Annotated in this window: 12 protein-coding genes; 1 reads left to right on the top strand and 11 read right to left on the bottom strand. The window is 41.2% G+C overall.

What is annotated here, in order from left to right:
- Positions 1 to 13: 13 nt before the first annotated feature.
- The 11 genes from AC2TDL_RS13860 to AC2TDL_RS13810 form a co-directional block, all read right to left on the bottom strand.
- A complete protein-coding gene (locus AC2TDL_RS13860; RefSeq protein ID WP_484696678.1) occupies positions 14 to 457 on the bottom strand; it encodes a cupin domain-containing protein in 444 nt (147 codons plus the stop codon).
- Positions 458 to 473: 16 nt separating this feature from the next.
- On the bottom strand, positions 474 to 1,286 hold the full coding sequence (locus tag AC2TDL_RS13855) for a creatininase family protein (RefSeq protein WP_484696677.1): 813 nt from the start codon (positions 1,284 to 1,286) through the stop codon (positions 474 to 476).
- A gap of 5 nt (positions 1,287 to 1,291) precedes the next feature.
- Positions 1,292 to 2,533, bottom strand: a complete 1,242-nt coding sequence (locus AC2TDL_RS13850) for an amidase (protein WP_484696676.1) — start codon at positions 2,531 to 2,533, stop codon at positions 1,292 to 1,294.
- An 11-nt stretch (positions 2,534 to 2,544) separates the two neighbouring features.
- Positions 2,545 to 3,300 carry a cysteine hydrolase family protein gene (locus AC2TDL_RS13845; RefSeq protein ID WP_484696675.1) on the bottom strand — a complete coding sequence of 252 codons (756 nt, stop codon included), beginning with the start codon at positions 3,298 to 3,300 and terminating at the stop codon, positions 2,545 to 2,547.
- Positions 3,301 to 3,314: 14 nt separating this feature from the next.
- On the bottom strand, positions 3,315 to 5,009 hold the full coding sequence (locus AC2TDL_RS13840; RefSeq protein ID WP_484696674.1) for a CocE/NonD family hydrolase: 1,695 nt from the start codon (positions 5,007 to 5,009) through the stop codon (positions 3,315 to 3,317).
- 46 nt (positions 5,010 to 5,055) lie between these two features.
- A complete protein-coding gene (locus tag AC2TDL_RS13835) occupies positions 5,056 to 6,153 on the bottom strand; it encodes an ABC transporter substrate-binding protein (RefSeq protein ID WP_484696673.1) in 1,098 nt (365 codons plus the stop codon).
- Between the two features lie 38 nt (positions 6,154 to 6,191).
- Positions 6,192 to 7,529, bottom strand: coding sequence for an FAD-binding oxidoreductase (locus tag AC2TDL_RS13830; RefSeq protein ID WP_484696672.1), 1,338 nt, complete (start codon positions 7,527 to 7,529; stop codon positions 6,192 to 6,194).
- Between the two features lie 13 nt (positions 7,530 to 7,542).
- A complete protein-coding gene (locus AC2TDL_RS13825; protein ID WP_484696671.1) occupies positions 7,543 to 8,397 on the bottom strand; it encodes an ABC transporter permease in 855 nt (284 codons plus the stop codon).
- Positions 8,398 to 8,426: 29 nt separating this feature from the next.
- A complete protein-coding gene (locus tag AC2TDL_RS13820) occupies positions 8,427 to 9,242 on the bottom strand; it encodes an ABC transporter ATP-binding protein (RefSeq protein WP_484701191.1) in 816 nt (271 codons plus the stop codon).
- Positions 9,243 to 9,475: 233 nt separating this feature from the next.
- Positions 9,476 to 10,345 (bottom strand): fumarylacetoacetate hydrolase family protein, encoded by an 870-nt coding sequence (locus tag AC2TDL_RS13815; RefSeq protein ID WP_484696670.1) that lies wholly within the window; start codon positions 10,343 to 10,345, stop codon positions 9,476 to 9,478.
- Positions 10,336 to 11,928 (bottom strand): PucR family transcriptional regulator, encoded by a 1,593-nt coding sequence (locus tag AC2TDL_RS13810; RefSeq protein WP_484696669.1) that lies wholly within the window; start codon positions 11,926 to 11,928, stop codon positions 10,336 to 10,338. Before AC2TDL_RS13810 ends, AC2TDL_RS13815 begins: the two co-directional genes overlap by 10 nt.
- Positions 11,929 to 12,155: 227 nt before the next feature.
- Between AC2TDL_RS13810 and AC2TDL_RS13805 the strand changes: the two genes are divergently transcribed.
- The gene (locus tag AC2TDL_RS13805) at positions 12,156 to 13,478 is read left to right on the top strand and encodes an amidohydrolase family protein (RefSeq protein WP_484696668.1); all 1,323 of its coding nucleotides are present in this window, start codon (positions 12,156 to 12,158) and stop codon (positions 13,476 to 13,478) included.
- Positions 13,479 to 13,490 lie beyond the last annotated feature (12 nt).

Below are 13,490 nucleotides of genomic sequence, written 5' to 3'. Positions count from 1 at the left end.
ATTTCATTTCAATTTACCCTTGTCTCGGTGTAAAGTTCAACAATACATCCAAATCCTCTTGATCCAGCTCAGCTTTTGGACCTCTTTTAATTAAGTCAGAAAAATTTTCATCCGGTATCATTGATGTTAAGCAGTATAGCTTCTCAGTGCCAGTATTAATAATATCATGATGATTTTGCGGTGGAATAATTACAAAGGAACCTTGACGAATCGGAGTTTCAAAGTCGCAAACCTTGGCAATTCCTTCACCCTTTAGAATATAAAAGTATTCATATGCAGCAGCATGCTCATTAGACGGTGTACGACCACCAACATCAAAAATTTCAATAAATGATGTAAATGTTGTCTGCGTACGATCACAAAGTAATACAAATTTATTTGTATCCTTTTCTGAAATTTTGTGTACCGGGCAATCAGTAAAATGTCCTGCAATTAGTCCTGGAATTTCGCTACTCATAATTAACGCCTCCTAGTTATGATTTAGTTTTTACGTCCTCAATTTCAAATGTACAGAGCTCTTCAAATGCCTTAGCAAGCAAGGTCGTTACACGATCTTGAAGAATTTTGCCTTTTTCTGCTGTTGCAATTGTCGCATCCCCTGCAATGCCACTAACAGAAATATCACTCATTGACCAAGCGAAACGAACCGAGCTTTCGAGAGTAAGAAACTCATATTTCTCAAGCTGTGGAAACTCACACACTGCCTGTGACATATCGACCCAGTCGCCTTTAATTGATAAAACGACTGAAGTTTCCACATCTCCGCCGTGAATCCCGTCTTCCCATTCACGTTTTGAAAAAATATCATCTGCTACACGGAAGGCATATGGCATCATACTAAATACCATCAGACCAGTTGTAAGCCTAATTTCACGCGCCACCACATTAAGCAAATCAGCGTTTCCACCATGTGTATTAAAAAGTACTAATCTACGAAAACCACTTAGTTTTAAGCTGTTAGCAATATCTAAAATCATGCTTTGCAACGTATTAGCAGATAGCGAGATCGTCCCTGGAATTCCTAAATGCTCGTTGCTCTTCCCATAAGAAATTGGCGGAAGCATCCAAACATTAGCCTCTGGATTAATCTTTTCGAATACTCTTGTCAATGTCTCTTCCCCAATTAACGCATCTGTCATGACGGGAAGATGGTGTCCATGCTGCTCAACAGCACCAAGCGATAGTACAACTAATGCATCCTCTTTATTTAATTCCTTCACTTGCTTGGCACTTAAGCGCGGTAAAAATCGTTTATTCCAAGCCTCGCCCTCATATCTTGTAAACATCGTCCTCACTCCTGCAATTGTGCTAGTAACTTCTTGGCAAATGATAGTAATTTCAAATCCTGTCCCGGACCAGCGATTAAAGAAATCGCAATTGGCGCTCCATTAAGCTGACCAGCAGGAATCGTTAACTGCGGCAAACCCGACAGACCAGCAATACAAGTCAGCTCAAGCGTCTGCTGACGTCTTATCTCCAACGCTTCACCTGATTCATGCAGCAACGGAGCGATGTCTGGCGTTGTTGGAATAATTAACAATGCACGATCAGCAAGCAGCTCATCAAGACTAGCCTTCAATTGCTTGCGAAACGCCCGCTTCTCATTTGCCTCCTCCTCAGTTAAAGTAGACGTCCATTGGAATCGTTCTTTAACCCCAGGACCAAAAGCAGGCTTCTGCTCACTAATCCAATCACGATGTGCTGTCCAAATTTCTTTGCCTTGGATGACTCGGAAAGCTTCCTTCCATTCATCCAGCCCATTTTTCGAAATCGTTACCCACTCTGCAGGCAGCCCGCTTTTTTTAGTTAATGACATCGCAGCATTTAGCAAAGGCTGGTAAGCTTCTCTTGAAGTTAGCTCCCATGCTTCCTTGCAATAGAACAGTGAGCTGAACTCCTCAGTAGACTCTTTTAAATTTTGCAGTAAAGCCTGACCTACTTTTTCTAGCACCTCAAGCTTTTGCGCAAACCAGCCTACGGTATCAAAGCTTTCTGCCAAAGGAATGACTCCTGTTATATCAACTGCACCATGTGTCGGTCTAAATCCATAAATACCACAATAGGCAGCAGGTACGCGAACGGAGCCGCCCGTATCTGTTCCTAATGAAAAATCAACATACCCTGATGCAACAAGCGATGCGGAACCGCTTGAAGAACCGCCTGGTATACGTTGCGGCGATGCAGGATTAATTGGTGTGCCATAGTGATAGTTTTCACCATTTAAGCTAAACATCAGCTCGTCCGTATGCGTCGTTGCAACTAGCTCCGCACCTTGCTTAAGCAGAAGCTGTACTGCTGCTGCATGCTCGCTAGCTGCTTGGTGACTTTCATACCAATCTGGATTTCCTGCTCGATTGCGATAACCAGCCAATTGAAAAACATCCTTAACCGCAAACCGAAAGCCTTTTAACACTCCTGAATTTAACGGATTTATTTGATAGTGACTGACAATCGCACTGTCAACCACTTGTTTATACCAATCTGCATGTTCTACTTCGTGATGCCCATCACACACTATCATACTTTTATTCATAGCTGTTCCTCCTACTCTTGTATGGCACCAACGATCTCCTTAGAATTCGTGACAAAGCCATAGCATTGCTTCACGTTATAAATGGTTGCATCTATGCAATAAGAGGGGGAGTTTGTTGCACTACAGTCCTCTAATAGAACGGCATCATAGCCGCTATTCACTGCATCCTGCAGTGTTGCCATTACACATTGGTCAAGATTGACACCAGCAAATAAAATCGTATCTGCTTTTAGGTTACGTAAAATACTGTCCAGCGGTGTATCCCAAAAGCCGCTCATTCTATATTTATCAACATGGATATCTTCCGGTTCAGCAACAAGCTCATCGACTAGGGCAGCTCCCCAACTTCCCTTTTCAAGCACCTTGGACCCATTGGCCAGCGAGTCACCGATACCTTTGCTTTCTCCATCTTGATTGTATACATGGATAATGGATGGACTTAAATTAGCTCGATCGCTGCGATTTCCCCAGTTTAGCCAAATCACAGGAACTCCTTGAGCACGCAGCTTCGGCAGCAAAGTCTGTAATGGCTTAATTGGCTGACGTAATATTTCATAGTTTGCGCCAATATGATCTAACCAACCGCCTTTAGAACAAAAATCATTTTGCATATCAACAACAATAATTGCTGTTCGATGTAAATCTAACGTAATTCGTTGCGGTGCTGCATCAATTGAGATTAGCTTTGGCGTAACAGCCTCTCTATAAAAGCTAACCTCGTCCTTATTTACAAACCAATGATTGCTCCTAGTTCCAATTCGTTGCATAAACTCACCTTCTTTTATTTGTAGATAGGCAGCTGTAATTTTGAAAGATATCCTTGGTTGCTATAAATTGCTACTGTTGCGATATTAAACTGGAGCGGTTCAGAAGTATTAGGTGTTGCAAGCCCTTGATTAGGATGTCTTGTTAGCAGCGGAAATGCGCTTCCCGTCAGCTCTAGCCTCAATTTACAACCTGCTGGTATAACAAAAGCACAAGGCTTCATTTCGATAGTTATCGTATCTGGTGCTTCTTTAGCCTCTAACTCATTTACTCCAACTGAAAGTAATCTAGCTTCCCCCTGTTCATTGATCAGAGAAAGCATCGCTACTAAATCTGCCTTGCCTTCTAATAATTGATAGTTAATTTCTGCCTTAGGAACGCCATAGACATGAACATCCTCTGCTACAGGTTCACTTGTATATACTAAAATTTCATACCGATCTTGATCTCCCTTACGATCGAGCGGTAAGTAAGAATCTAATCGCATCGGTTGTCTTGCATCATATACGAATACATCAGGTCCAAAACCTTTAGCTAGTTCGTCCTTATTTTCCTTATGAAGGTCTGCAGCATTATGATCATCTATCGCTAAATGCCCTCCGCCGAGTCCTCCATTAGCCGGCTTATAACTGCTGCGCAAAGCAAATTCAAGCTGTTCTATACAGGTCTGATCAGATAATTGCTTCCATTCTTTACTGCCAAATTCGTAATACGTAATGTTTTGCTCAATAGATGAGCCTTGACCTTTTAACCAATAGTTAAACCACTCTACCTGAAGTTGATGAATATTGCCGTCTGCTTGCGGTCCATGATCATAACCGCCAGCATATCGTCCCCAAGGGATATGAGTCCAAGGACCAAGTACAAGGCGATGATGCTCTCCACCTGGTCGATGTTTTAACTCGTGATAGCTTTGATAGGTTCCAAGCAAAAATACATCGTACCAGCCGCCGATATGAAGTGCTGGAATCAACTGCTTCTGCTTTTTCAGCTTTGCCAGCCAGTCGCGCTCTTGCCAGTACGCATCGTAGCTTTCATGTTCCAGCCATTCGCGATAAAATGGAAAATACTTTTCCAGCAAGGGATGATTTTCCTTACTTGCAAGCGGCAACTTCCAGAAAAGTGTCTCAGGATTACGCATATAAGCTGCACATTGCTGTTCATCCTCCGCTGCACCGAGCCTTTTTGCATGGTCCCGTGCCAGCTGATACGCCCACGGCAAATGCTCTCTCAACAAAAATCTGCCGTGAGGATAAAACATCCCATGATACAAATCTGCTGCACACATTGCAGGGGCAATTGCTTTTAGAGAAGGTGGGGCTGCGGAAGCCGCAGCCCATTGAGTTGAGCCCTGATAGGAGAAGCCATACATTCCCACCTTGCCATTTGCCCCTGGCAAGCGAGCTGCCCATTCGACAGTATCATAACCATCGTCAGCATCGTGTATAAACGGAACGTACTCCCCTTCAGAATCCCACTTACCTCGAACATCCTGTATTACAACGATAAAGCCTTGTCGTGCATACCACACAGGATGTGCATGACTTACAGTTGATGCAATTGCTCTGCCGTATGGCTGTCTCATTAGCAAAACTGGGAGTTGCTCTGTAGTATCGGGTCGGTATATATCTGCGTATAAGACAGTGCCATCACGCATGCTGCATGGCTGCTTACGCTCTACTGTAATTCCGGCAAATCTCGTTGCTACCATAATGTTCACATCCTTAAATATCGTTAATATTCAAACTATTCTGACTTTATTTAATTTTCTCTTTTACACTTTCAGGTAAAAATTCATTAGTAAATGCTTGTGTAACATCTGTATCTGGGCTCAATAAACCAACCTCACTCAATTGATCCGCAAGCTCTTGCCAACGTTCCACAGACATAAAACCTAAGCCATACTCTAATGCATCACCAGTGTAAATATAATCCATTGCTGCTTCAGCAGAGAATTTCATTTGATCAAGTGATACGTCTGGGTTTCCTTCTTGCAACACTGGGTTAATTTCCTCGTAATTCTCTTTATAGTAATCCCAGCCTTTAAGTGATGCTTCAACGAATGCACGAACCGTTTCTGGATTTTCTTCAAGGAATTCCTCTGTTGTGAAAATTAGATTCATATATGGGTTATAGCCAGATTCACTTACTAATCGCAGCTCAATATCTACACCTTCTTGTTCCATAACAAATGGCTCAGAAGTAGCAAAGCTTTGAATTACAGAGTTCGGATCATTTGCAAACTCTACTAGCGAACCTGTATAAGCTTGCTCTGTAATATTTTTATAGCCAAATTTCGCTTTTACAAACGGCCAGAAGTTTGAGCTGTTTGCTACAATGACTTTATGTCCTTCAATTTTTTCCAATGAATCAATACCAGCCGATTTATGCGTCATAATCGCATTTGGACTTTCTTGGAATACTGAAGCTACTGCAACTAGCGGCAGACCATTTTCACGAGCCATTAAAATATCGTCGGCAATACCTAAACCAAATTGCGCCTTACCAGCAGCTACAATTTGCATCGTAGATACTTGCGGTCCGCCAGGAAGAATTTCCATCTCTAGGCCAGCTTCTTCATAAAACCCTTTTTCATTGGCAGCAAATTGTCCGCCATGCTCAGGTTGTGGAAACCAGTTTACGACTTGTGTAATCTTAGAAACCTCTACTTTTGGTGTCTCAGTTGATTCTGCGACTGCCGCATTATTGCCGCCGCTTGCCGAGCTGTTAGATCCAGAGCTTCCAGTTGTACTATTATTTACACTATTGCTATTGCCATTACCGCATCCTGCAAGCACTGCTCCCACCAATAAAACTGCCGAAATAGTTTTCATCGTACGGTTCATCTTCTTCATCCTGATCTCCTCCAATAACTGTTTTCGATTTAATTTGATTAAGCAGATGGTTCAATTAACTTCAACTGATTAAGTATTCCTTTAGGATCATGATTTCGTTTAATTCGCCAAAGGATGCTTTCTCCATCAATACTTATATCTTCAACCTTCCATGTATGTGGATTAATCACTGGAGCACCCAGCTCTTCACAGCGTGCCATCATACGATTAAGTCGGGCTTCATCTGTAAATTTAAATACTGGCAGACCATTAAGAGATACTTTACCTTGAGATTTAACAAATTCTAAATGCACCATATATTCTGGGAATTCTTCTTTAAGAATTTTTGTCGTTTCTAGAAATTCATCAGTTTGATGAACAATTTGCAAATATGTCACTGTTGGATCTGATTTCAATGTCCAAAGCGTCGTATGATTCCAACTAAAATCTGAAATGCTAATTCCTTTATGATAACTGTCCGCTGCTATTTTCATTTCGATTAAGCCATTCCATTCATCAATGTGCAGTTGCAGTTGTTCAAGATGCTGCTCACTTATTTCTAACAACGCCGCAGCACGTCCCGAGGTAATGTTAAGCGGCTTAAAGTATTTCGCAAGTTCTGCTTCATGACAGGATACTAAACGTTTTTGAATCCCCTCATCCTCAGCAACTGCTTGCGCAAACTTCGCTGCTTCTACCCAATCAGCAAAGGTAACAACCAGTTGAGCCCATTCCACCTTAGGCACAATATTAATTACCAGCTCAGAGACTATGCCGATTGTGCCATAAGTATGAAGATAAGATCTTAGCTCTGTTCCCTCAACTTCAATCGTACGCGGATTTTCTTCGATCGTTTTTACTTTCATGGAGCGCACCATGCCATCCCAGATAAAGCCGTGTGAGATTGAACCAATTCCTCCTGAACCACCAGCAATATAACCGCCAATTGAAGCTGTTAAATAAGTTGATGGCAACAGTCTCATTTCTTGATTATGTTTCCGTGCTTCTTGCTCCATCTTGCCCATGCGGACCCCAGGTTGCACGACCATGTAGCCGTCTCCCACCTCAAGGATTTTGTTCATGTTAGCTAAGTTTAGTACAATCCCGCCAGTCATTGGCACGCACTGTCCATAGTTTCCTGTTCCATTACCGCGAACAGTGATTGGCACTTCGTACTTTACGGAAAAGGTAATAATTTGCTCAAGCTCTGCCTCATCTCGCGGAGATACGATGCATTCCGCTCGCTTATCCTTCAATTGCTCAACTAGTACAGGAGAGAAATAAGAATAATCCGTAGAGAATTTTTTAAGAGATTTTTCATCCCACTTCATAATTTCTTCATCAAATTGCTCGCGAATAGCTGTCATCCACTCTTTTGTCATTGTTTCATTTGTCATATCGCTACACCTCTTATTTCATTTCAGATTCATGCCAAGAACGCAGCATTAATTTTGAAAAGCTATTAACAATTAAGAAGAACACAATGCCTAGCACTGAAGCAGCAAGTCCACAAGCGAATAAATATGGAATTTGCATACGAGCTGCAGCTACTGTAATGGCATAACCAAGCCCGCCATCACCACCGCCTACCCCAGCGACATACTCACCAACAATTGCTCCTACCACTGCTAATGAGCAAGATATTTTTAAGCCGCCCATAATATAAGGCAAAGCTGCTGGAATTCTTAGCTTAATAATTGTTTGCATGCGAGAAGCATTATATAAATAGAAGAGATTGCTCATGTTTTTATCTGTAGAATTCAAGCCAATTAGCGTATTTGATAAAATCGGGAAGAAGCTAATAATAAAGGCAATCGTTACAATTGCATTAATCCCTGCACCGATCCAAATAACAATGATTGGAGCGATTGCGACAACGGGGATTGTTTGTAAAATGATTGCATATGGATAAACGCTGCGTTCAATTGTTTTGGACAATGCCAGTAGCACCGCAGCCCCTACGCCAAGTACAACACTTATTAAAAATCCGATAACGGACTCCTTTACAGTTGTCCAAATGGCACTTAATAAATTCGCTTGGTTGGCAACTGCTGCTTCCCATATATCACTAGGCTTAGGCAATATATACTTTTGAATGCCAAGCAAAGATACAATCAATTCCCAACCGACAATGAAAATCATAAAAACTAAAAATGTTGGAAGAGCCATTTTGAGTGCTTTAGCGAGCTTATGTTCACTCCAGGATCTCTTCGTCTCTACGACAACACGCTCTTGTTGCAATTTTCCTACTAATTCATTCGCCATCGTTATCATCTCCTTAACCCATCATTTATTTAATGCTTAAGCGCCTCAGACGCACGTTTCAAATATTGATTAAACTCCGGCGAAACACGGAAGCTTTCATCACGCTCTCCCAGTACCGGCACCTCAATAATCTCAGAAACCTTGCCCGGTCTAGGGGTCATTACGACGATTTTACTTGATAAGTAAACTGCCTCGTACACGTTGTGCGTAATAAACATTACGCTCATTTTTTTATCCTTACTCCATATATTAAGAATCTCATCTTGTAACGATTGACGTGTAATCTCATCTAATGCGCCAAACGGCTCATCCATTAAAAGCAACTTAGGCTTTGAAACAAGAGCTCGTGCAATTGAAACCCTCATTTTCATCCCGCCAGACAACTGTCTAGGCAATGCCTTCGTATAATCTTTTAAGCCTACCATTTCAAGCACGTGCTCTGCCGCTTCATTTCGTTCCTTTTTACTAACACCTTTTAATTGTAGAGGCATCGTCACATTATCAATAATGCTGCACCAAGGTAGTAATGTGTGCTCCTGAAACACAAAGGCAATTTCATTATGATGTCTGGCCTGCTTTGGTGTCGTTCCTAACACGGATAAATGACCGCTTGTATTTTCCTGTAAACCGGTAATCATATTAAAGATTGTTGATTTACCGCAACCAGAAGGACCAACAAAGCTAATGAATTCTCCTTCACCAACCGTTAAGCTAACATCTGTTACAGCAACTGTACCTGTCGGATAAACTTTACCAACACGATCCATAACAACTAGCTGACTGGCTGTTTCTTGATTTTTCAAGCCTTCGTTTATTCCAGTAATGATTTTTGCTGCTTCACCCATCATTAACACCTCACATTTTGATGCTTTCTAAGCTGCCTTTTTCGTGCCGCTTTTGATACTTGAATCTTACCGTATGACTACACTACACTCAATGGTTTTTGTAAAGAAACATGACATTAATTTCGTTTTTACAAAGATTTATCGGTTATTTGTTCATTATTACAAAAATAGACGTTAGATTAATGTAATATAATCTAACGTCTATGTGTTAAAGTGCAAATTTACTTTTTTGTTTATATCACGCTATTTTTTAGCTCTCTAAAACCTTCTATTCGACTAATAACGATGTCTCCAGCTTGGATTTTTACAGAGCCGGGAGTTCCTGTCATAATGATATCGCCAGGCTTTAAAGTCATCATACTGGAGAAATAATGCACTAAATAAGGAATGGAATAGATCATATCGGCTACAACCGCGCGATGCACCACTGCCCCGTTATGCATCGTTTCAATAGATAACTGCGCCCAATCCTTTACCTCGTCATGCGAAATTAACAGTGGTCCAAAACTGCAAAAAGTGTCACACACTTTTGAGCGCCCTAAAAACCTTGGATTACGCGCATGAATGTCCTGCGCAGTCATATCCAGTGTTGGTGTAAATCCCGCTACCACATCCCACGCATCTTCTATTGAGATATTTTTACAAGGCTTGCCGATAACAATACCAATTTCCGCTTCCGCAGTTACATCTTGAGCAATAGCCGGCAGCACAATGGATTCACCGTATCCAATTAAAGAGGATGACGGTTTAATGAAGCAGATCGGCTCGCCATCTGGCGGCGTAACATTCATCTGCTCCGCCTTTTTCCAATAGTTCGCTCCAACTCCCCAAACAACATTGGGCTTATCATAAAGCCGAACGATGTCCTCATTTTCAAACGAGACTGTTTTTACATAGTTAAGCTTGATTTTTCCTTCATTATTATACCAATCTACTAACTCTTCCCATTGCAATGACTCCAGCAAGCCTGCAACCGTCGTTGCCCACTTCTTTTGAAAAGTTTCATTGAGCGTCTCAACTAGCACCGCTTTTCCTTTCCATAATAAAGCAGCTTGTTCTTTCACCGTATAGCCATCTCTAACACCTAACATTATTATCTGCATACTTTTCCCTCCAATGTTCGGTAAAACAACAAAGCGAGCTTTAAGCGAATAACGTGATTCATTTCTTTTAAGTCCACACCAATTAATTCACTTAGCTTCTCAATGCGATAAGCTGCAGTGTTTCGATGGACATAAAGCTGCTTTGCAGTTTCATTAATGCTGCCGTCACAATCAAGATACGTTTCCAACGTATGATACATTTCCTCGGTATAAATTTTGCCGCCTGGCAGCAGCTCTGCTAGCCAATGTGTATAAAATTTTCTCATCCGATCATGCGGCACACTTTGAAATATAAGTGTAAGATCATAAGTTTCCTGTAATATAACGCGTTCTGACATATTCCATTTGCGACAAAGAACTAATGTTTCTTTACAATCTTTATATGCCTCCAGCAAATGCGCCAGTTGCTTTTTTCGACTGCTAATCACCACTCTTGGCTCATGCCAATCGACCCAATCAAAATCATCAATTACTGATTCCAGTATTTTGACATATCCTCTGCTCTCGACTGACAACGAATCAGGAATAACAATTAATATCCCATCATCAACCAATAAATAAATTCCTTTTAATGCCTGCATCTTTGCATGACAAAGCATTGCTGTTTTCAATTCGTTCCATTTTTCAATTTTGGTGGAGCCATCTATCACCTCATCCACCTCAATCAATATGCAACGATACCCTTCCATTAACCAGCCCATTTCCCAACGTTCTGCATAATCAGTTAATACTTCTAGCGAAAGCCCATGTTTTATATGTTGACGAATTAATAGTCCAAAATCCTTTTGAGCAGATTGCTCTAAATAATCTGAGTGAAGGAAAGTTAATTGATGCGTGATCAACTCAGCTGCTTGCACATAAAGTGCTTCCTCCACAGGTGTAACATATGGTGTCTCAGTGAAGAAATAAACAAAACCGCCATAGCTTTCAAAATTCGTAAAAGGAACGCGCAATCCATGCCATTCCCGTCGACGAACAGCAACCTTTTGATTATTCCATGGCCAGCCAGCGACTAACCATTCTCGCTGATAAGCTGTTCCATTATGAATAATCTGTCCTTTTGCACCGATAACAGCAATTTTACAGCCGATTATCGTCTCTATATTTTGAAACAAGGAACCTACAGGCTCGGCTTGCAAAGCATAACGCATAAGCTTTAATTGACGCTCCATTACACTTTCCAGCAATTGTGTATTCCTTTTCATTTCTGCATGGAATAACCCATTCATTTGATCAGAAAAGGTATATTGATAAGGCAACTCAATTAACGGCAAACCAAGCTCATCTGCAACATCAATTAATTTCTGAGGAATCGCTTGCCAAAAACGTCCTAGCTTAATTCCAAGTGCTGCTAAACCACGCGCATTAAGCTTCTTAATGAGCGTAACCGCCATATCTAAATCATCTTTAATAAGGAAGGCTGTCGTGAATAACATTTCCCCTTCCTTAATCCAATCAGCAATATCAGGTGCATCCATAATATTGACTGCCTTAATAATTCGCTGATTCCCTGAAGCACCAGCAACAACGTTGCCTTCAGACAAAGGATAGATGTTCATCGCTTGCTCAACAGTAATTTGCATTTTCCCTCACCTCAGTCTCATTCTAAGCGAGGTTATTGTAAATAAACATGACAATATCGTAAGATAATTTGCACGAATTTCATTATTTCATTATTTTATTTGCACTATCCTTGTGCATAAAAACGAAATTGTCATGTTTTTTAACAATGACAATTGACGAGTGCAAATCAAGCTAATATACTGATTCAACAATCATAAGTCAGTTTTAATTGATAAAGGAGTGATAAATGATGACCCAAGGGCTAATTATTCAAAATGCAGCACTTCCCCTTTCTAACGAACAGGTTCTCTATACATTACAAATTGAGGACGGTAAATGGAGTTCGATCAATGCACAAGAAGCTTACATCGAGGATAATCTTTCCGTTCCTGTGACAGCTGCAAATTGCGGCATGTCTTCTATTCTCAATGCTCAGGGCAGGTTAATCCTTCCTGGTATGGTTGATGGTCATATGCATTTAGATAAAGCTTTTTCTCTAGCTACTATAGGCAATCAATCGGGCACATTAGGTGAAGCATGCAGCAACTATTTTAATAATGTTGCAAGCTTTTCTGAAAAAGAACTTCAGCAACGAATTTTGCGTTCAGCTCTTCAGGCTATTAACTATGGGACATCCTTTATTCGTACACATATTGACTTTCATACTAAACTTGGTGAAGAGGTCGCTTTAAGAGGCATTCGCGCAGCATTAGCAGTGAAGGAGCAGCTTAAGCCTTTCATCACAATCGAGACAATTTTGCTCGCACCAAGCTTTCTCGATGATAAAGCAGTTGTGTTAGCAGAGAAAGCTCTAGCTCTTGGTGCAGACGGGATCGGCAGTGCGCCTTATTTAGCAGAAAATCCTGCTGAAGAAATTCGGACGATGTTTGATCTAGCTGAAAACTATCGCTGTATTCTCGATTTCCATTCTGATGAATCCGATGAGCTTGATGCAAAAACTGTTGTATATGTTGCAGAGGAAACGATTAAGCGCGGACTGCAAGGAAAAATAACTGTAGGCCATCTTTGCTCTTTAGCGTCGATGCCAACAGAAGAAGCAGCAGCAATTATAAAACTTATTGCTGCAGCACGGCTTCATGTTATTTCTCTGCCTGGAGCTAATCTTTATTTACAAGGGCGCGGTGATGATACGCGGGTTAGACGAGGCGTAACGAGAATTAAAGATTTTTTAGCTGCTAGGGTCAACATTTCTATCGGCTCAGATAATATTAACGATCCATTTCACCCCTTTGGTCGCGGAGATCTCGTGCAAATCGCTTTACTGGCAGCCTACGCTGCTCACATGGGAGCGCCAAGAGATATGCGGACATTACTCCGAATGATTACAGAGAATCCTGCAGCACTTGTTGCAGCAAAAGGCTATGGAATCAAAGAAGGACATCTTGCTGATTTTGTTATTTTCGATGTTAATTCAGTAGAGCAACTGTTTGTAATGTTGCCTGATCGACGATGGATCTTCCGTAATGGCCAATGGCTCCGAACTGGTGATCATCCATTTCAGTGGAGCAATGAGAAGCTTACAGCGTTATGGCAATCATTAACCATTTAAAATCAGCTAGAT

Source organism: Paenibacillus sp. plas6, from assembly GCF_057221655.1.
The sequence above is the reverse complement of the archived record's forward strand: the minus strand, read 5'-3'. Positions and strand labels throughout refer to the sequence as shown.

What these genes read in the sequence shown, in the direction of transcription:
- AC2TDL_RS13860 (WP_484696678.1), bottom strand. Translation starts at nt 457, where the DNA reads ATGAGTAGCGAAATTCCAGGACTAATTGCAGGACATTTTACTGATTGC.
- AC2TDL_RS13840 (WP_484696674.1), bottom strand. Translation starts at nt 5,009, where the DNA reads ATGGTAGCAACGAGATTTGCCGGAATTACAGTAGAGCGTAAGCAGCCA.
- AC2TDL_RS13805 (WP_484696668.1), top strand. Translation starts at nt 12,156, where the DNA reads ATGATGACCCAAGGGCTAATTATTCAAAATGCAGCACTTCCCCTTTCT.
- AC2TDL_RS13810 (WP_484696669.1), bottom strand. Translation starts at nt 11,928, where the DNA reads ATGCAAATTACTGTTGAGCAAGCGATGAACATCTATCCTTTGTCTGAA.
- AC2TDL_RS13855 (WP_484696677.1), bottom strand. Translation starts at nt 1,286, where the DNA reads ATGTTTACAAGATATGAGGGCGAGGCTTGGAATAAACGATTTTTACCG.
- AC2TDL_RS13835 (WP_484696673.1), bottom strand. Translation starts at nt 6,153, where the DNA reads ATGAAGAAGATGAACCGTACGATGAAAACTATTTCGGCAGTTTTATTG.
- AC2TDL_RS13830 (WP_484696672.1), bottom strand. Translation starts at nt 7,529, where the DNA reads ATGACAAATGAAACAATGACAAAAGAGTGGATGACAGCTATTCGCGAG.
- AC2TDL_RS13850 (WP_484696676.1), bottom strand. Translation starts at nt 2,533, where the DNA reads ATGAATAAAAGTATGATAGTGTGTGATGGGCATCACGAAGTAGAACAT.
- AC2TDL_RS13815 (WP_484696670.1), bottom strand. Translation starts at nt 10,345, where the DNA reads ATGCAGATAATAATGTTAGGTGTTAGAGATGGCTATACGGTGAAAGAA.
- AC2TDL_RS13820 (WP_484701191.1), bottom strand. Translation starts at nt 9,242, where the DNA reads ATGGGTGAAGCAGCAAAAATCATTACTGGAATAAACGAAGGCTTGAAA.
- AC2TDL_RS13845 (WP_484696675.1), bottom strand. Translation starts at nt 3,300, where the DNA reads ATGCAACGAATTGGAACTAGGAGCAATCATTGGTTTGTAAATAAGGAC.
- AC2TDL_RS13825 (WP_484696671.1), bottom strand. Translation starts at nt 8,397, where the DNA reads ATGGCGAATGAATTAGTAGGAAAATTGCAACAAGAGCGTGTTGTCGTA.